Annotated in this window: 17 protein-coding genes; 4 read left to right on the top strand and 13 right to left on the bottom strand. The window is 62.0% G+C overall.

Going from position 1 to position 18290, the window contains the following annotated elements; genetic code table 11:
- Positions 1-87: 87 nt before the first annotated feature.
- From creD to HBO11_RS16055, 4 genes are read right to left on the bottom strand one after another with little or no spacing between them, the layout of a single operon-like run.
- The gene (creD, locus tag HBO11_RS16070) at positions 88-1461 is read right to left on the bottom strand and encodes a cell envelope integrity protein CreD (RefSeq protein WP_169953733.1); all 1374 of its coding nucleotides are present in this window, start codon (positions 1459-1461) and stop codon (positions 88-90) included.
- A 51-nt stretch (positions 1462-1512) separates the two neighbouring features.
- Positions 1513-2952, bottom strand: coding sequence for a two-component system sensor histidine kinase CreC (creC, locus tag HBO11_RS16065; RefSeq protein ID WP_169953731.1), 1440 nt, complete (start codon positions 2950-2952; stop codon positions 1513-1515).
- A complete protein-coding gene (creB, locus tag HBO11_RS16060) occupies positions 2952-3629 on the bottom strand; it encodes a two-component system response regulator CreB (RefSeq protein WP_169953729.1) in 678 nt (225 codons plus the stop codon). The genes creC and creB overlap by 1 nt, the downstream gene beginning before the upstream one ends.
- 58 nt (positions 3630-3687) lie before the next feature.
- Positions 3688-4188, bottom strand: coding sequence for an ATP-dependent zinc protease (locus HBO11_RS16055; RefSeq protein WP_029296952.1), 501 nt, complete (start codon positions 4186-4188; stop codon positions 3688-3690).
- A 175-nt stretch (positions 4189-4363) separates the two neighbouring features.
- Between HBO11_RS16055 and HBO11_RS16050 the strand changes: the two genes are divergently transcribed.
- A complete protein-coding gene (locus HBO11_RS16050; protein WP_169953727.1) occupies positions 4364-5251 on the top strand; it encodes an acyltransferase in 888 nt (295 codons plus the stop codon).
- Here the strand turns inward: HBO11_RS16050 and HBO11_RS16045 are convergent.
- Entirely contained in the window at positions 5248-5817 is a 570-nt protein-coding gene (locus HBO11_RS16045) for a DUF2780 domain-containing protein (protein ID WP_169953725.1), read from the bottom strand. The genes HBO11_RS16050 and HBO11_RS16045 overlap by 4 nt on opposite strands.
- A gap of 182 nt (positions 5818-5999) precedes the next feature.
- On the opposite strand from HBO11_RS16045, the gene HBO11_RS16040 reads away from it, so the two are divergent.
- Complete coding sequence (locus HBO11_RS16040) at positions 6000-6458, top strand: anti-sigma factor (protein WP_169953723.1); 459 nt, start codon at positions 6000-6002, stop codon at positions 6456-6458.
- A gap of 258 nt (positions 6459-6716) precedes the next feature.
- The gene (locus tag HBO11_RS16035; protein ID WP_178121185.1) at positions 6717-7082 is read left to right on the top strand and encodes a hypothetical protein; all 366 of its coding nucleotides are present in this window, start codon (positions 6717-6719) and stop codon (positions 7080-7082) included.
- 137 nt (positions 7083-7219) lie between these two features.
- On the opposite strand, the gene fdhA is transcribed toward HBO11_RS16035, so the two are convergent.
- The 8 genes from fdhA to HBO11_RS15995 form a co-directional block, all read right to left on the bottom strand.
- A complete protein-coding gene (gene fdhA, locus HBO11_RS16030; protein ID WP_038443950.1) occupies positions 7220-8419 on the bottom strand; it encodes a formaldehyde dehydrogenase, glutathione-independent in 1200 nt (399 codons plus the stop codon).
- A 233-nt stretch (positions 8420-8652) separates the two neighbouring features.
- On the bottom strand, positions 8653-9510 hold the full coding sequence (gene purU, locus HBO11_RS16025; protein WP_169953721.1) for a formyltetrahydrofolate deformylase: 858 nt from the start codon (positions 9508-9510) through the stop codon (positions 8653-8655).
- A gap of 51 nt (positions 9511-9561) precedes the next feature.
- On the bottom strand, positions 9562-10194 hold the full coding sequence (gene soxG, locus HBO11_RS16020) for a sarcosine oxidase subunit gamma family protein (protein WP_169953719.1): 633 nt from the start codon (positions 10192-10194) through the stop codon (positions 9562-9564).
- Between the two features lie 132 nt (positions 10195-10326).
- Positions 10327-13344 (bottom strand): sarcosine oxidase subunit alpha, encoded by a 3018-nt coding sequence (locus HBO11_RS16015; protein ID WP_169953717.1) that lies wholly within the window; start codon positions 13342-13344, stop codon positions 10327-10329.
- On the bottom strand, positions 13341-13643 hold the full coding sequence (locus HBO11_RS16010; protein ID WP_169953715.1) for a sarcosine oxidase subunit delta: 303 nt from the start codon (positions 13641-13643) through the stop codon (positions 13341-13343). Before HBO11_RS16010 ends, HBO11_RS16015 begins: the two co-directional genes overlap by 4 nt.
- Before the next feature lie 15 nt (positions 13644-13658).
- Positions 13659-14909, bottom strand: coding sequence for a sarcosine oxidase subunit beta (locus HBO11_RS16005; RefSeq protein WP_010207084.1), 1251 nt, complete (start codon positions 14907-14909; stop codon positions 13659-13661).
- Positions 14910-14931: 22 nt separating this feature from the next.
- The gene (locus HBO11_RS16000) at positions 14932-16185 is read right to left on the bottom strand and encodes a serine hydroxymethyltransferase (RefSeq protein WP_029296971.1); all 1254 of its coding nucleotides are present in this window, start codon (positions 16183-16185) and stop codon (positions 14932-14934) included.
- A gap of 236 nt (positions 16186-16421) precedes the next feature.
- The gene (locus tag HBO11_RS15995) at positions 16422-17150 is read right to left on the bottom strand and encodes a TraX family protein (RefSeq protein ID WP_169953843.1); all 729 of its coding nucleotides are present in this window, start codon (positions 17148-17150) and stop codon (positions 16422-16424) included.
- A 90-nt stretch (positions 17151-17240) separates the two neighbouring features.
- Between HBO11_RS15995 and HBO11_RS15990 the strand changes: the two genes are divergently transcribed.
- Positions 17241-18281, top strand: a complete 1041-nt coding sequence (locus tag HBO11_RS15990) for a low specificity L-threonine aldolase (protein WP_169953713.1) — start codon at positions 17241-17243, stop codon at positions 18279-18281.
- Positions 18282-18290 lie beyond the last annotated feature (9 nt).

The following is an 18290-nucleotide window of genomic DNA, read 5'->3' as shown; positions in this document are numbered from 1 at the left end:
AGGCACGCCCGCTCCAAGGGTCGGGCAGCAATGCCCTGATCATCGCCACCAGCTCTCCCCTCTCCCGCTGATCCTCACGTAAGCCGATCATTGCACCGCCTCCAGGTCAAACGCCAACGGCTCGGCCACCTTGCGTTTGCCCACGCCATACCAGTCCAGTTTGCGCGTCAGGACCATCACCGTGCCCAGCAGCCCGAACAGTAACAACGAGCCCATCAGCAGCGCGTAGTCCTCGGCGCTCAACAACCCGTACAGCAAGCCATACAGCGCCGCCAACCCCGCCGAGAACCCCAGGCCGTGGGCCACGCTGCGCAGCACATGGCACACATAAAAACCGATCAACAACACACAGGCACTGGCCGAAATCAGGTACGCCAGGGCAAAGCCGATATGCTCGGACAGCGACAACAGCAGCAGGTAGAAAAACGCCAGGGCCACCCCCACCAACGCGTACTGGATCGGGTGTACCGCCAGGCTCTTGAGCACTTCGAACAGGAAGAAGCCGGCGAATGTCAGGGCGATAAACAGCAGCGCATATTTGATCGCGCGATCGCTCTTGAGGTACTGGTCCACCGGGTCGATAAAGTTCACGCCGAAGCTGCGCTGGTTGAAGTCCTCGCAGCGACTGCCGACCACACAGCCTCCCAGTGATTCTTCAAGGTTGGTGGAGAAAAACGAGGTCTGCCAGCTGGCGCTAAAACCTTGGTCGTTGATCTCGCGCTGCACCGGCAGGAAGTTGCCGACGAAGCTTGGATGGGGCCAGTTGGAGGCCAGCTTGACCTTACTCGTCTTGCCCACCGGCAGCACCAGCAGTTGTTCGGTACCTTGCAGCCGCAGGTCGAACGCGAAGTCCAGCGGCGCGGGGTTCTTGCTGTCCTGGGCGGGCAACGGTACATGCACACCGGCGCCAAGGAAGCTCACCTGGGTGCCCGGGGCAAACTCCAGGCGCTGGCTGCCCAGCTCCAGTTTCAGGGCGTTTTCAATGCCGCGGATATCGCTGATACCGACCGCCAAAAATGCCTGGCCAAACGTGTAATCGGCAAAGTCCTCCTTGATGCCCATCTGCGCCGGCAGCACAAAGCGGCCGCTGATGCGGTTGTCGGCATGGAACAGCCGCGCCTGGTAGATCCCCCGGGCGCGCAGTTCGGTTTGTACCTTGCCGTCGAGTTCGAACTGCTCCGGCAGGAAGTACAGGCGGCCATCTTCTTCGCTGAGCACTTCATAGCGTTTGTTGAGTTTTTCGTTGAGCTTCCACTCACGCACAGTCTTGCGATACGGCACCACCATCAACGGCCCGCTGACCTGCTGGCTGTAGCTGGAGCTGCGGGCAATGTCCATCAAGACGCCGTCGCGCAGTTCCTGGCGGTCGTTGATGATGCCGTTGATCATCAGCAACGGAATCAGCAATAGCAGGATCAGCAGCGCGATGGCGCCCAGTTTGAATAGCAGGCTGCGGTTCATGGGTCTCTCCCTGTTTTGATGGGGAGAGTCTGGCGGCGGCCTGTGGGGGATTTATGAGGGCAATGTGGAGACTGTGTGGAGATGCAGCACCACTTGCACGCCACCCGGGACGTTGCCGATCTGCAATGAGCCGCCGTGCAGCTTCACCACTTCTTCGACAAAGTTCAGGCCCAGGCCGGTGCTTTTGCGCCCGCTGGCCGGGCGCGGCAGGGAGTAGAAACGCTCGCTCAGGCGTGGCAGCGCGTATTCGGGAATCGGTGCGGCCTGGTTGAACAGGCACACATCCACATCGTGATGCCGCTCCTGGGCACTAAAGCGCAGAGTGCCGCCGGGCGGGGTAAAGTCCAGGGCGTTTTCCAGCAGGTTGCCCAAGGCCTGGCGCAGTAAAAACGGCTCGCCATACAGCTTTACATCCGCTTCGATCAGGCGCTCGACCTGCAACCCGGCCTGTTCGATCCGCGCGCATTGCGCCTTGAGGACTTCATCGACCAAGGCGGCCAACGGTACCGGGACTTGCTGCTCCAGCCCCTGGCGCTGCTCGACCTGTGCCAGGTTCAGCAGGCGCTCGATCAACTGCTGCAAGCGCGCGCTTTCGCTGGCGATATTGCCGACAAACCGCTGTTGCTGGGCGACAGTCATTTCCCCCTGCAACAACTCCGCCGCGCCGCGAATCGCCGCCAACGGGCTTTTCAGTTCGTGGGTCAGAGTGTGCACGTAACGCTCGACGTAGGCCTTGCCCTCCAGTTGCGTGCGCATGTGCTCCACAGCGGTGGACAACTGCGCCAGTTCACCACCGCGATAATGCGGCAACTCGGCGCGCCGCCCCTCGCTGACCGCCTGGGCATAGGTGGTCAGGCGGCGTAGCGCAGCACTCAACCACCATGACAGCAACGCCCCCAGCAACAAGCCCAGCGCCACCAGGCCGGCGCCGTACCACAGCAGGCGGCGCTCGGTGCGGTCGACATAGGGCTGTAGCGAACTGTTGGGCTTGGCCACGGTAACGGCGCCGATGATCTGCCCGTTATCGCGGATCGGCGCGCCGACATGCATCACCGACGACGCCGGGTCATCGGCATCGCTGCGGGTCGAGCGGGCGCCGTACTCACCGCGCAGGGTCAGGTACACGTCGTTCCATTTCGAGTAGTCCTGGCCCACGGCTGTTCCTGCCGAGTCCAGCAGCACAACGCCCCGGGCGTCGGTCACATAGATACGGTGGTTGACCTGATTCTTCGCCAGCCCCCAGATCGTCGCGCCCGGCTGGCGCTCGCCGTAGGCCTTGAGCACGGTAGGCCAGTGGCTTTGGCCGAGGGTGCCGTTTTTCACATCGTCACGCAGGATTTCCGCCAGCAGGTTGGCGGTATCTACCAGGGTTTCCTCGGTGGACTGACGCACGCCGGGGCGGATTTCCTTCATCACCGTGTTGAGCACAAAGTAGCCGGTGAGGCCGATAAACAGCGCATACACCAGGAAAATCCGCAGCCCCATGCGCATCAGGCGTGGCTCGGGCTGTAGCTGTAGCCCAGGCCCCGATGGGTCTGGATCGGCTCGGCCTCGGCGACCACGCCACGCAACTTGCTGCGCAGGCTTTTGATATGGCTGTCGATATTGCGCTCGTAGCCGGCATCGGCGGCCACGCCGACAGCATCCAGCAGTTGCTCGCGGCTGAATACCCGCCCGGGCTGTTCCAGCAGGCAGTTGAGCAGGCGGAATTCATGCCGGGTCAGGCCCAACAACTGGCCGCGATAGTGGATCTGCACCCGCTCGTGGTCCACCTGGAACAGGCCGCCGCTGGCCGGCGCTGGCACCGGTGCCACGCGCTTTAAGATCGCTTTGACCCGCGCCGCCACTTCCCGCGGGCTGAAGGGCTTGACCACATAATCATCCGCGCCGATTTCCAGGCCCACCACACGGTCGATTTCACCGTCGCGGGCACTGAGGAACATCACCGGTACTTCACTGAAGCGGCGCAGTTGCTTGCAGGTTTCAAAACCGCTGATGTCCGGCAGGCCGATGTCGAGGATCAGCAGATCGGCCGGGGTTTGGCGTTGATGCTCCAGCGCCGCCTGGCCGAGGGTCAGCCAGGTGGTGGTAAAGCCTTCGCCTTGCAGGGCAAAAATCAGCGTATCGGCTATGGCCGCTTCGTCTTCGACAATCAGGATATGAGGCATGGCGTCCGAGCACTGGGAGCTAAAGGTGAACGGTGCCCCATGCCTTATGCGGCGTCAATCAGCAGTCGGGCTTGTCCGCGGTATAGCGACGAGCCGGGTTCACGGCGGCGCCGAACTCACGCAGGGCCTTGGCCCCGATCAGCAGCGGGTAGTTGAAGCTGCTGCGGTCGGTAAGGTTGACCTCCACCGTGCGCTTGACGTTGCCCAGGCACATTTCCAGGTCCACCACCGGGCGCTTGGCTACGCTGGTTTCTTCGCCGTCTTCATCTTCGTCGGCGCGGTTCTTGATCTTGCTGATGCGCGCCACTTTGTGTTCGTAGACCTTGTTGCTCACGTCCTTGCCGCTGAGACGGAACCGCACCCAGTCCTCGCCATCGCGGGTGAAGGTCTCGATGTCGCGGGCCGACAGCGAGGCGGTCAACGCGCCGGTGTCCATCTTGGCCTTGAAGGTCTCGCCGATTTCCGGCAACTGGATATATTCGTAGCGCCCGTACAGGGTCGGCTCGGCGGCCATCACGGGCAGGGCAACCACGGCTAATAGGGCAAGGAGGGATTTCACGTAGGAGGATTCCTTGAAGTAAGTAGACGAATACTAGACTGCAAACGCTGCCTAAAGTTGGATCGTTGCCCAGCATACGCAACACAAAGTGAAACATTCGTCAGGCCATTTGCGATTTGGCCTCTAGACTCAAGCTGCTTATCATGGCCCGTCCAATCGCTTGCAAGAGTTGCTTATGCGCCGCCTGCTCACCGGCTGTTTCGTCACACTGCTGCTGTTACTCAACACACTGATCCTGATCGGCCCGCTGCTGGTATTCGCCCTGCTCAAGCTGGTGGCGCCCGGGCGGTCACGCGATTACGCCTCCTGGGCCGTGATGTGGATCGCCGAGACCTGGGCCGAGATCGACAAGCTGATCTTTGCCCTGTGCATCCCCACCCAATGGGATATTCGCGGCGACACTGGGCTGAGGGTCGATACCTCATACCTGGTGATCAGCAACCATCAATCCTGGGTGGATATCCCGGCGCTGATCCAGACCCTCAACCGGCGCACGCCGTTCTTCAAGTTCTTCCTGAAAAAGGAGCTGATCTGGGTGCCGTTCCTGGGCCTGGCCTGGTGGGCCCTGGATTACCCGTTCATGAAGCGCTACAGCAAGGCGTTCCTGGCCAAGCACCCGGAACTGGCGGGCCAGGACCTGAAGATCACCAAACAGGCCTGCGAGCTGTTCAAGCGCCAGCCGGTGACGGTGGTCAACTACCTGGAAGGCACGCGTTTTACCGAGGCCAAGCGTGCCCAGCAGGGCTCACCTTTCACTCACCTGCTCAAGCCCAAGGCCGGTGGCGTGGCGTTTGTGCTGGCCGCGATGGGCGAACAGCTGGATGCGATCCTCGACGTGACCGTGGTGTATCCACAGCAGAAGATTCCAGGGTTCTGGGACTTGATCAGCGGCGCGGTGCCGCGCGTCATTGTTGATATCCGCACCCGCGAGCTGGATCCGGCGTTGTGGCAGGGGGATTACGAGAATGATCCGGCGTTTCGCCAGACCGTCCAGAACTGGGTCAACCAGCTCTGGATGGAGAAGGATGCGCGCATTGCCCAACTGCGCGCCGAGCGACCTTAGCTACCGGTACCCCAGGCCTGGGCCAGTTTGCCAAGCAGTGAGCTGTCGGCACCCTGGCCGCCCAGGTATTGCAGGATCACCGGGGCAAACTGGCCGATCATGCCGCTGTCCATGCCCAAGGCGCTGAACGCGGTGTTCAGGTCGTTGGTGTTCTTCACGTTACCCAGCACGCCGTCCAGGCCGCTGGTCTTGCTGCCACCGTTCTGGCCAAGCATGCCGCTCAAGGCGCCAAGGCTGCCCAATGCGTTGTTGCCCGACAGCTTGTCCAGGCCCGGTACGCTTTTGCCCAACTGCGAATAATCGGTGCTGCTCAGTTGGTTCTTGGCCAGGCCCAGCATCGCACCGGTACCGCCGACGGCCTGCTCCGGGGTGACATTCAGTTGCTGGGTCAGTGCGCCCAGCAAGCCAGCGGTCTGTGAGGTCGGCGCAGCGGCGGCGGCCTTGTTGGTGCCCTGGGCGCCAGAAACGGCGTTGGCCACATCGCCCAGGCTGAAACCTGCTGCAAATACCGGGCTGGCCACCACGGTCAGGAGGCAGGACAGGGCAAAACCGCGTGAAATCTTCATCGAGACAACCTCGTAAATGTAGGAGCTAAAGCAGCCGTTTGACTCAGCATCCAACAGGTTGTTCCACGTCACAGATTTGTTCAGAAAAGCACCAAAGCCCGGCACCATCAAACTGCCACTAGGAACCCATCGCCTGTCACAGGGTCAATCAACACACTACAAAACTTGTCAGGAAGAGCCTTATGACTGCGTCCCAACCCCCAGTGATCGAGCACAAGCCCTCATTCTGGACCCGCCCGCGCCTGTTCATCGGCGTCTGCGTGGTGGTGGTTGCCGGTATCGGCGGCGCGCTCTACACCCAGGACAGCGTCAAGTCCGCCGCGACCCTGGTCAGCAGCACCCAACAACCGGCGGCGCAAATTGTGGCGCACAAGGATTACCTGGAAGTCCAGCCCATCGCCGCCACCGCGCCTGAGCCGGACCGCAGCCTCGAACTGTGGGCCCTGCCGGCCGGCGGCACGCCTGTGTCTTTGGGCCTGTTGCCTGAAGATGGCAAAGGCATCATCGGCCTCAACCCACGCCAGCAGGAAACCATCAGCCAGCCGGTGGAGTTAATGGTCAGTTCGGAAACCAAAGGTGGCTCGGTGAGCAAGCAGCCTACCGGCCCGACGGTGTACCAGGGCGCGCTGGCAATTCGCTAACCGCCCTGCCTCCCCCCAAAAAACACTGTGGAAACGGGCTTGCCCGTGATAGCGCACGCGCCGTGAAGTTCGCAAAAAAAACCTGCTCCTTTGCAGGTTTTTTTGCGCCTGCGCATTTGCTCGGTCGCAGTCGCGGCGTTTGAAATAAGACACGTACTTTTAATTGTATTTGATTTTATCTAACTGTCATTTCCCACAGTAGGCACCCTCCAACTCCCGTTGCAACATGAAGCCTCCCACAACAAAGGAACGTTGATCATGCACAGCAAAATTGCAATCGGAGCACTCGTCTTCATGGCCCTGACCGGTCAGACCCTGGCGGCAGACATTAGTAGTTGTCCCGACGTAAGCGCGATCAAATCGTCACCCTACAGCGACCCCGCGCTTGGAACGTTTGCTGATGGTTTCAAATACGAAGCCAGCAGCAACGGCAAGAAGTGGGAGGGCGTAACGGCCGGCACCGACGATGACTACCTTGATCCCAAATACAAACTCAAAGCTGAAGGCTTCAACCAGGCAAATGGCAAGCTGACATGTATTTATGGTGGCGAGGCGGTGAAGGCGGGCGAACCTGGCAAAGAAGTCTATTCCAACCCCTTCCTGAAATTACATGCCCCCGAGTAGTCCGCCCCGGTATCAAAACGCAAAAACGATGACCGTTGGATCTAATGCCGATCAGTCAAGAGAAGGCGCAGACAGGCCGCTGTTCGCTCTTGGTTGGTCGGCATTAACCTCGGGTCACCGTTTTGTATTACGAGTGCCTACGCCGCGCTGAACAGCTTGTGCGGATCAATCACAAACTTCTTCGGCACCCCGGCATCGAACTCGCCGTACCCACGCGGCGCGTCATCCAGGCTGATCACCTGCACGCCGACGATCTCGGCGATGTTGATGCGGTCCCACATGATCGCCTGCATCAACTGGCGGTTGTACTTCATCACCGGGGTCTGGCCGGTGTGGAAGCTATGGGACTTGGCCCAGCCCAGGCCAAAACGAATGCTCAGGCTGCCCATTTTCGCGGCGGCATCCACCGCCCCTGGATCTTCGGTGACGTACAGGCCGGGGATGCCGATCTTGCCTGCGACGCGCACCACCCCCATCAGTGAGTTGAGCACCGTGGCCGGCGCCTCGTGCTTGACGCCATCATGCCCGTGGCCGCGCGCCTCAAAGCCCACGCAGTCCACCGCACAGTCCACTTCCGGCTCGCCCAGCAACGCGGCGATCTGCTCGTGCAGCGGCGTGTCCTTGGACAAATCGGCGATTTCAAAACCCTGGGCCTTGGCGTGGGCCAGGCGGATCGGGTTGACGTCACCGATGATCACCACCGCCGCGCCCAGCAGACGCGCCGAAGCGGCGGCCGCCAGGCCTACAGGACCGGCGCCGGCGATGTACACGGTACTGCCAGGGCCAACGCCAGCAGTGACGGCGCCGTGATAGCCGGTGGGCAGGATGTCGGAGAGGCACGTCAGGTCACGGATTTTCTCCATGGCCTTGTCGCGATCCGGCAGTTTCAGCAGGTTGAAGTCGGCGTACGGCACCAGTACGTATTCGGCCTGGCCGCCGGTCCAGTCGCCCATGTCGACATAGCCGTAGGCACCACCGGCACGGGCCGGGTTGACGGTCAGGCAGACGCCGGTGTGTTGTTCCTTGCAGGAGCGGCAGCGGCCGCAAGCAACGTTGAAGGGCACAGACACCAGGTCGCCGAGCTTCAGGTTCTCGACGTCGCTGCCCTTCTCGATCACCTCGCCGGTGATTTCGTGACCGAGCACCAGGCCGGTCTGGGCGGTGGTACGGCCGCGCACCATGTGCTGGTCGGAGCCGCAGATGTTAGTGGAGACCACGCGCAGGATGACGCCGTGCTCGATCTTCCTGCCACGGGGGTCCTGCATTTTGGGATAGTCGATTTTCTGTACTTCGACCTGACCGTTGCCGAGATACACGACACCACGATTACCAGACATGCTTTCACCTCGCTGTTGTTTTTATGGAACTGCGGTGCCCGTTCGAGTGGGCAGCGCGTTTAAGTGCTCGGGTTACAGATGCTGTTTTTGCGTTGTTTGTAAGGGCCTCATCGCGGGCAAGCCCGCTCCCACATTTGATCGGGTTCACACACCACTCTGTGGGAGCGGGCCCTCACATTTGGTCGGGTTCACATATCACCCTGTAGGAGCTGGCTTGCCTGCGATGGCGTCAGTCAGAGCACCACCGTTCTATTGGCATTCAAGAACACCCGCCGCTCAATGTGGTACCCCACCGCCCGCGCCAATGTCAGCCCTTCGATATCCCGCCCCTTGGCAATCAGGTCCTCGGGATAGTGGCTGTGATCCACCACCTCCACGCCCTGGGCGATGATCGGGCCTTCGTCCAGGTCGTTGTTGATGTAGTGCGCAGTGGCGCCGACCAACTTCACGCCCTTGTTGTACGCCTGGTGGTAGGGCTTGGCGCCCTTGAACCCCGGCAGCAATGAGTGATGGATATTGATCGCCTTGCCATCGAGCTTGCGGCACAGCTCCGGCGACAGCACTTGCATGTAGCGCGCAAGGATCACCAGTTCGGCACCCGCGTCTTCAATCACTTGCCACACCTGACGCTCCTGGGACGGCTTGTCGTTGGGGTCGAGGGGGAAATGGTAGTAGGGAATCTGGTGCCAGTCGGCCAACGGCTTGAGATCGGGGTGGTTGGACACCACCGCGACCACATCCATCGACAGTTGGCCGATACGCTGGCGGTACAGCAGGTCGTTAAGGCAATGATCGGCCTTGGACACCATGATCACTACTTTTGGCCGGTAGTTCGGTGCCGTCAGCTCGAAGATCATCCCAAAGGCTTCGCCTCGCGTGGCCAGGCCATCGCGAAAACCTTGCTCGTCGAAGCCATCGGGCTGACGGAACTCCACGCGGATAAAAAAGCGCCCCGAGAGGCGGTCATCGAACGAATGGTGCTCGGTGACGTAGCAGCCCTGCTCGAACAGATAGCGGGTGACCGCGTCCACCGTGCCGAGCACGCTGGGGCAGTCGGCGGTCAAAATCCATGTATCGGGTGCGCGGCTCATTACAGTTGACTCCTCAGGGATGCGTTCCCACGCAGCGCATGGGAACGATCATCAGGCTTGGACATTCAGGCCGAATTCGGCCGAGGCATCCTGCAACCACAACCACCAGTAGTCCGAGAAGCTGCGACGGATCAGCAGTTCCCAGGTGTCTTCGGCGGTATGGCGGATCACCAGCTGCGACTTGGCGAACACCGTGCCCACTGCCTTGCCCACCGGGAAGTTGTCGGGGTGCACGTCGTAGCTGGTGGACTTCATCAGCACATCGCGCACGTTCGGGCCGCTGAGTTCGAGGATCTGCTGGCCGCCGCTGACGTTGACGACCTGGATGTGCAGATCGCCCAGGGCGGCCCGCAGGTTTTGCTCGGCGGCAAATTCTTCACCGCCTGGCACGATCAGCAACCACTCATCCGGGCCGAGCCATTGCAGGCTGGTTTCGCCTTTGACGATGACCTGCAGGGCGCCGGGCAGTTCGATGCCCAGGGCCTTGTGCACGCCGGCGGCGAAGGCCGCATCGTGGCCGTCGCCGCGCAGGGTCAGGTGGCCGAGGAGTTTCTTTTCGCGCACGGTCACGCCGGCGTTCTTGCGGCCCTTGCCCACCTGGCTGGCGAGGTCGGCATGGTGCAGCGACGACTCGGCCTTGGCGCCGGAGGTGGGGCGTTGTTGGTACACATTGGCTGCTGTCATAAAGCACCTATCTGAATTCCAATGAACACCACAACCCCTGTAGGAGCCGGCTTGCCGGCGATGAGGCCCTCAAGCCTGGCGGCGATTTCCGAAACGCCATCGCCGGCAAGCCGGCTCCTACAGGGAGTGGTGTCAGATGTTTTGGCGATCGCCTTTCGGGTCGAAGAACACCGAAGACACAATCTCCGCTTCGATCACGCTGCCATCGGCCTGGGGCGAGAACACCCGCTCGCCCAATCGCTTCAAGCCGCCCTTGACCACCGCCATCGCAAACGAATAGCCGAGGGAGTTGTGCGCATAGCTGGAGGTGACGTGGCCGACCATCTTCATCGGGATGCTCTGCTTCGGATCAAACACCAGTTGCGCGCCTTCCGGCAGCCACACCTTCGGATCGATCGGCTTCAAGCCCACCAGTTGCTTGCGCTCTTCACGCAGGCAATCCTCACGGTTCATCCCACGCCAGCCGATCCAGGAGAACGGTTTGGTACGGCCCACGCACCAGCCCATGTTCAGGTCGTCCGGGGTCATCGAGCCGTCGGTGTCCTGGCCGACGATGATGAAGCCCTTCTCGGCCCGCAGCACGTGCATGGTCTCGGTGCCATATGGGGTCAGGTTGTACTGTTTGCCGGCCTCGACGATCTGTTCGAGCACGCCCATGGCGTAGTCGGCCTGCACGTTGACTTCGTACGACAGCTCACCGGTAAACGAGATCCGGAACACCCGCGCCGGCACACCGCCCACCAGGCCTTCTTTCCAGGTCATGAACGGGAAGCCATCCTTGTCCAGGTCGATATCGGTGACCTCGCTCAACAGCTTGCGGCTGTTGGGCCCGGACAGGGTCATGGTCGCCCAGTGGTCGGTGACCGAGGTGAAGTACACCTTGAGGTCCGGCCATTCGGTCTGCTGGTAGATTTCCAGCCACTGCAACACACGCGCCGCGCCGCCGGTGGTGGTGGTCATCAGGAAGTGGTTGTCGGCAAGGCAGGCGGTGACGCCGTCGTCGAAGACCATGCCGTCTTCCTTGCACATCAGGCCGTAGCGCGCCTTGCCCACGTCGAGCTTGGTCCAGGCGTTGCTGTAGATGCGGTTGAGAAACTCCCGGGCATCCGGGCCCTGGATGTCGATCTTGCCCAGGGTCGAGGCGTCCAGCAGGCCGACGCTGTCGCGCACGGCCAGGCATTCGCGCTTGACTGCCGCATGCAGGTCTTCACCGTTGCGCGGGAAGTACCATGGGCGTTTCCACTGGCCGACATCTTCGAACTCGGCGCCGTTTTTCACGTGCCAGGCTTGCAGCGCGGTGTAGCGCACCGGCTCGAAGATATGCCCGCAGTGCCGGCCCGCCACGGCGCCGAAGGTCACCGGCGTGTAGTTGGGGCGGAACATGGTGGTGCCCATCTGCGGGATGGTCACGTTCAGCGAGCGCGCGGCAATCGCCAGGCCGTTGACGTTACCCAGCTTGCCCTGGTCGGTGCCAAAGCCCAGCGCGGTGTAGCGCTTGACGTGTTCCACCGACTCGAAGCCTTCGCGGGTCGCCAGTTCGATGGCGGCGGCGGTGACGTCGTTCTGCAGGTCGACAAATTGCTTGGGCGCCCGTGCAGTGGCTTTTTCGTGAGGCACCTGGAACAAGGCCAGGGTCGGCTCTTCCAGGCGCGTCAGGGCCTTGGGCAGCGTACCTTCCACCGGGGCAAACCCGGCTTCGCTGGCCGCGCGCACGCCACCTTCAAAGCCATCGGCCAGGGAATCACCCAGGCCGTAGACGCCATTGATACCGCCCACGCACACGCGTTTTTGCGGTGCTTGGCCCGGAACAAAACCGAGGATATCTTCACGCCAGGTTGGCTTGCCGCCCAGGTGCGAGGCCAAGTGCACCACCGGGCTGTAGCCGCCGGAGCTGGCCACCAGGTCGCAGTCCAGCCATTCGCCGGGGCTGGTGACCTTATGTGCTTTGACGTCGATGGCTGCCACACGGGCGCCAGTGACGTGCTTGCTGCCACGGGCTTCAATCACGGCGCTGCCGGTGAGGATGCGAATGCCTTTGGCGCGCGCTTCTTCCACCAGCGCGCCGCGTGGGTTGTGGCGTGCATCGGCCACCGCGACCACGCTGAGGCCAGCGTCGAACCAATCCAGCGCCACACGGTAGGCGTGATCATTGTTGGTCGACAGCAGCAGCTTTTTACCCGGCGCCACGCCATAACGGCGCACGTAGGTCGAAACCGCACCCGCCAGCATATTGCCCGGCACATCGTTATTGCCGTACACCAGCGGACGCTCGCAGGCACCGGTCGCCAGCACCACACGCTTGGCGCGCACACGGTGGATACGCTGGCGTACCACGCCAATCGGCGCACGGTCGCCGAGGTGATCGGTGAGGCGCTCGTGGATGGTCAGGAAGTTATGGTCGTGATAGCCATTGACGGTAGCGCGAGGCAGCAGCACCACATCCGGCAGGGCCTTGAGCTCGGCGATCACGCTGGCGACCCACTCGGCCGCCGGCTTGCCGTCGAGGCTTTCGCGCGAGTCGAGCAGCGACCCACCGAATTCTTCCTGCTCATCGGCGATGATCACCCGCGCCCCACTGCGCGCAGCAGCCAGGGCCGCTGCCAGGCCCGCTGGGCCTGCGCCGACGATCAGCACGTCGCAATGGCGGTTCATGTAGTCGTAGGTGTCCGGATCATTCTCGGTCGGCGAGCGGCCAAGCCCGGCGGCCTTGCGGATGTACTTCTCGTAGGTCATCCAGAACGATTGCGGGTACATGAAGGTTTTGTAGTAGAAACCCGGCGGCATCAGCTTGCCGCCGACCTTGCCGAGGATGCCCATCATGTCGTTGTTCACGCTCGGCCAGCCGTTGGTGCTGGTGGCCACCAGGCCCTGGTACAACGCCTGTTGCGTGGCGCGCACGTTGGGGATCTGCGTGGCTTCGGTGGCACCGATCTGCAGCACCGCGTTCGGTTCTTCGGCGCCGGCGGCAAAGATGCCGCGCGGGCGCGAGTACTTGAAGCTGCGGCCGATGATATCCACGCCGTTGGCCAGCAGGGCGGCGGCCAGGGTGTCGCCTTCAAAACCTTTGTAGCTCTGGCCGTTGAAGGTAAACGTCAGGACTTTATTGCGGTCGATGCGGCCACCGTTGGACAGGCGATTGATCTGGCTCATACCTTCTCTCCAGAAGCCTTGGCGGTGAATTGCGGCTGGGTGCCAATCTTGTAGGTTTCAAGAATTTCGTAGGTCAGGGTGTCGCGGGTGGCGTTGAAATACTGGCGGCAACCGGCGGCATGGATCCACAGCTCGTGATGCAGGCCGCGCGGGTTATCGCGAAAGAACATGTAGTCACCCCACTCTTGATCGGTGCAGGCATTCGGGTCCAGCGGGCGCGGGATGTGCGCTTGGCCGGAGGCGTGGAATTCCTCTTCGGAGCGCAGTTCGCCACAGTGAGGACAGAAGATATGCAACATAGGGAATTTCTCCTGTTAGTGGGCGACGGCCGCAGCGCCGTGTTCGTCGATCAGCGCACCGTTGTGGAAACGGTCGATGGAGAAAGGTGCCGCCAGCGGGTGCATCTCACCCTTGGCCAGGCTCGCGGCAAATACGTTGCCTGAGCCGGGGGTGGCCTTGAAGCCACCGGTGCCCCAGCCGCAGTTGAAAAACATGTTCGGCACCGGGGTCTTGGAGATGATCGGGCACGCGTCCGGCGTGGTGTCGACGATGCCGCCCCACTGGCGGTTCATGCGCACCCGCGAGAGCACCGGGAACATCTCGACGATGGCCTGGATGGTGTGTTCGATCACCGGGTACGAGCCGCGCTGGCCGTAGCCGTTGTAGCCGTCGATACCGGCGCCGATCACCAGGTCGCCCTTGTCGGACTGACTGATGTAGCCGTGCACGGCGTTGGACATGATCACGCTGTCGATAATCGGCTTGATCGGCTCCGACACCAGCGCTTGCAGCGGGTGGGATTCGATCGGCAAGCGGAACCCGGCCAGCGAAGCCATGTGCCCGGAGTTACCTGCGGTGACCACCCCAACGCGCTTGGCGCCGATAAAGCCCTTGTTGGTCTCCACGCCGATGCACACGCCGTTTTCCTTACGAAAGCCGATCACTTCGGTCTGCTGGATCAGGTCCACGCCGAGCGCATCGGCAGCACGGGCAAAGCCCCAGGCCACGGCATCGTGACGGGCCACGCCGCCGCGCCGCTGCACGGTGGCGCCAAGTACCGGGTAGCGGGTGTTTTTCGAGCAGTCGAGGTACGGGATCTCGTCCGCGACCTGCTTGGCATTGAGCAACTCGCCATCCACGCCGTTGAGGCGGTTGGCACTCACGCGGCGCTCGGAATCGCGAATGTCCTGCAGGGTGTGGCACAGGTTGTAGACGCCACGCTGGGAGAACATCACGTTGTAGTTGAGGTCCTGGGACAGACCTTCCCAGAGCTTCATCGCGTGCTCATACAGGTGCGCCGACTCGTCCCACAGGTAGTTGGAACGCACGATGGTGGTGTTGCGCGCGGTGTTGCCGCCGCCCAGCCAGCCTTTCTCGACCACCGCCACGTTGGTGATGCCGTGCTCCTTGGCCAGGTAGTAAGCGGTCGCCAGGCCATGCCCGCCGCCGCCGACGATGACCACGTCGTAGACCTTTTTCGGGGTCGGCGTGCGCCACATCTTCTGCCAGTTTTCGTGGTGGCTGAGGGAGTGTTTGAAGAGGCCGAAGCCCGAGTAGCGTTGCATAGGCATTACTCCAAAACCGCGCTCAGCGATAAACCGGGAAATCCGCGCACAGGGCAGACACGTGCTTGGCCACGTTGGCCTCGACGTCGGCATCGCCGAGGTTGTCGAGGATGTCGCAGATCCAGCCGGCCAGCTCCACACATTGCGCCACCTTGAAGCCACGGGTGGTCACCGCCGGGGTGCCGATGCGCAGGCCCGAGGTCACGAACGGCGACTGCGGGTCGTTGGGCACCGCGTTCTTGTTGACGGTGATGTGGGCGCGACCGAGGGCGGCGTCTGCGTCCTTGCCGGTGAGGCCCTGGCGGATCAGGCTGACCAGGAACAGGTGGTTATCGGTGCCGCCGGAGACTACATCGTAGCCACGCTTGATAAACACGCTGGCCATGGCCTGGGCGTTGTCGATCACCTGCTGTTGATAGGCTTTGAAGCCTGGCTCCATCGCCTCCTTGAAGCACACAGCCTTGCCCGCGATCACGTGCATCAGCGGGCCACCCTGTGCGCCGGGGAACACGGCGGAGTTGAGTTTTTTCTCAATCTCTTCGTTGGACTTGGCCAGGATCAGGCCACCCCGCGGACCGCGCAGGGTTTTGTGGGTGGTGGTGGTGACCACATCGGCGTAGGGCAGCGGGTTCGGGTACAGGCCAGCGGCCACCAGGCCGGCGACGTGGGCCATGTCGACGAACAGCAGCGCGCCGACCTTGTCGGCAATCTGACGAAAGCGTGGGAAATCCAGGGTCTTGGAGTAGGCAGAGAAGCCAGCGACGACCATCTTCGGTTTGTGTTCCACGGCCAGGCGCTCGACTTCGTCGTAGTCGATCAGGCCGGTGTCGGTGTTGATGCCGTACTGCACCGCGTTGTACAGCTTGCCCGAGGACGACACCTTGGCGCCGTGGGTCAGGTGGCCGCCGTGGGCCAGGCTCATGCCGAGGATGGTGTCACCGGCATTGATCAGCGCCAGGTACACCGCACTGTTGGCGGACGAACCGGAGTGCGGCTGCACGTTGGCGTAATCGGCGCCGAACAGTTGCTTGGCGCGCTCGATGGCCAGGGCCTCGACCTTATCCACATGCTCGCAGCCGCCGTAGTAGCGCTTGCCAGGGTAGCCTTCGGCGTATTTGTTGGTCAGGCCGCTGCCCTGGGCCTGCATCACGCGCTTGCTGGTGTAGTTCTCCGACGCGATCAGCTCGATATGATCTTCCTGGCGCTGCTCCTCGGCATTCATGGCCGCCAGCAGTGCGTCGTCATATCCCTGGATCTGGTCTTGTTTGCTGAACATCGCGTCTCTCCCAGCCTTTCGTATTGTTGAGGCCCGTGCAGGGCCCTTTGATGCGATGGTAGGGCTGGCGCAGGCAGGTCAAATGCCTACGCACGCCACGCAAAGGTGCGTTTACGACATGGCCAGAACAACACCGAACAAATGTGGGAGCGGGCTTGCTCGCGAATGCGATGTGTCAGGCAGCACATGCATTGGCTGGCCCACCGCATTCGCGAGCAAGCCCGCTCCTACAGGGACTATGTGATGACCTTTCGAAGGAGTAGCAGCAGTAAGAAATGCGCGGGATAAAGTGCATACGCCCAGCGCCGCATAGCCGGCGGTGACACATGTGTGACCTGTCGCAATAAGACCAGCCCGGCGAGCGGCGCAATCAGGCATGCGGCCAACCCGAGCATCGCGACGAGATTGCCGCTATTGAGTAAGACCTGCCATTGATTGGCAGCTACACACACCAACCCCGGCAACACGCTGAAATACCAGGGGCGACTGAACACCAGCAACATCGCCAGCGGCAGTAATACACCAAAAAAGCCGAACATCAGTTGCGCCGAGAACGTACCGGCGATCAACAGCGCGATCAGCGCCAATCCCCGGTCAAAATTCGTCTTCTGCTGCCATCCCCTGGCAACCAGCAGCCCCAGCGCCAGGGTCGGCAGCACGTTCAATGTATCGGCATCGTCGATAAACATCCGATACGGCACCTCGCTGATCACGCTGAACAGCAGCAACCAGCCCAGGTAACGCCATTGCCCGCTGACCGGTGCATCCCGGACCCGCTGCAAATTGGCCGCAATCGCCAGGCAAAACCACGGGAACGCCAGGCGCCCCGGCACGTACAGGCCATCGAGGCTTAAACCGACATAACGCAGGTGGTCGAGCACCATGCTCAATAGCGCCAGCCATTTGAGCAGGTCCAGAGCGCCATCGCGCCCGCGCTGCAAAGGAATCGTTTCAGTACCGTGCATAATTCCCCAGAGACTTTGCATTAACAGTGCGTGCGCCCGCCGGATATTCTTGGTTAAAGTGCGCACCAACATCGACCACAGGAACGGGCCATGACCGACAAGAGCCAACAATTTGCCAGCGACAACTATTCCGGGATCTGTCCGGAAGCCTGGGCCGCCATGGAGCTCGCCAACCAGGGCCATCAACGCGCCTATGGCGACGATGAATGGACCCATCGTGCTGCCGACGGTTTCCGCAAACTGTTCGAAACCGACTGTGAAGTGTTCTTCGCCTTCAACGGAACAGCGGCCAACTCCCTGGCCCTGTCTTCCTTGTGCCAGAGCTACCATAGCGTGATTTGCTCGGAAACCGCCCATGTCGAGACCGACGAATGTGGCGCACCGGAGTTTTTCTCCAACGGCTCCAAGCTGCTCACCGCGCGCACCGAAAACGGCAAGCTGACCCCCGAATCCATCCGCGAGATCGCCCTCAAGCGCCAGGACATCCACTACCCCAAGCCGCGCGTCGTGACCCTGACCCAGGCCACCGAAGTGGGCAGCGTGTACACCCCGCAAGAAATCCGCGCCATCAGCGTCACCTGCAAGGAACTGGGGCTGAACCTGCACATGGACGGTGCGCGTTTCTCCAACGCCTGCGCGTTCCTCGGCTGCTCACCTGCCGACCTGACCTGGAAAGCCGGTGTGGATGTGCTGTGCTTTGGCGGCACCAAGAACGGCATGGCGGTGGGTGAAGCGATCCTGTTCTTCAACCACAAGCTGGCGGAAGACTTCGACTACCGCTGCAAACAGGCCGGCCAGTTGGCGTCGAAAATGCGCTTTTTGTCAGCCCCGTGGGTCGGCCTGCTGGAAAACGACGCCTGGCTCAAACATGCACGCCACGCCAACCACTGCGCCCAGTTGCTCAGCAGCCTGGTGGCGGATATTCCCGGCGTGGAATTGATGTTCCCGGTGCAGGCCAACGGCGTGTTCCTGCAACTCTCGGAGCCGGCCATCGCCGCGCTGACGGCCAAGGGCTGGCGCTTCTACACCTTCATCGGCAAGGGCGGCGCGCGCTTCATGTGTGCGTGGGATACCGAGGAAGAGCGGGTGCGAGAACTGGCGGCGGATATTCGTGAGGTGATGGGCGCCTGATCTCCCCCC

It is taken from the genome of Pseudomonas sp. WS 5010, assembly GCF_012985565.1.
Lineage (GTDB): Bacteria > Pseudomonadota > Gammaproteobacteria > Pseudomonadales > Pseudomonadaceae > Aquipseudomonas.
This window is presented reverse-complemented; position numbering and strand designations above follow the sequence as displayed.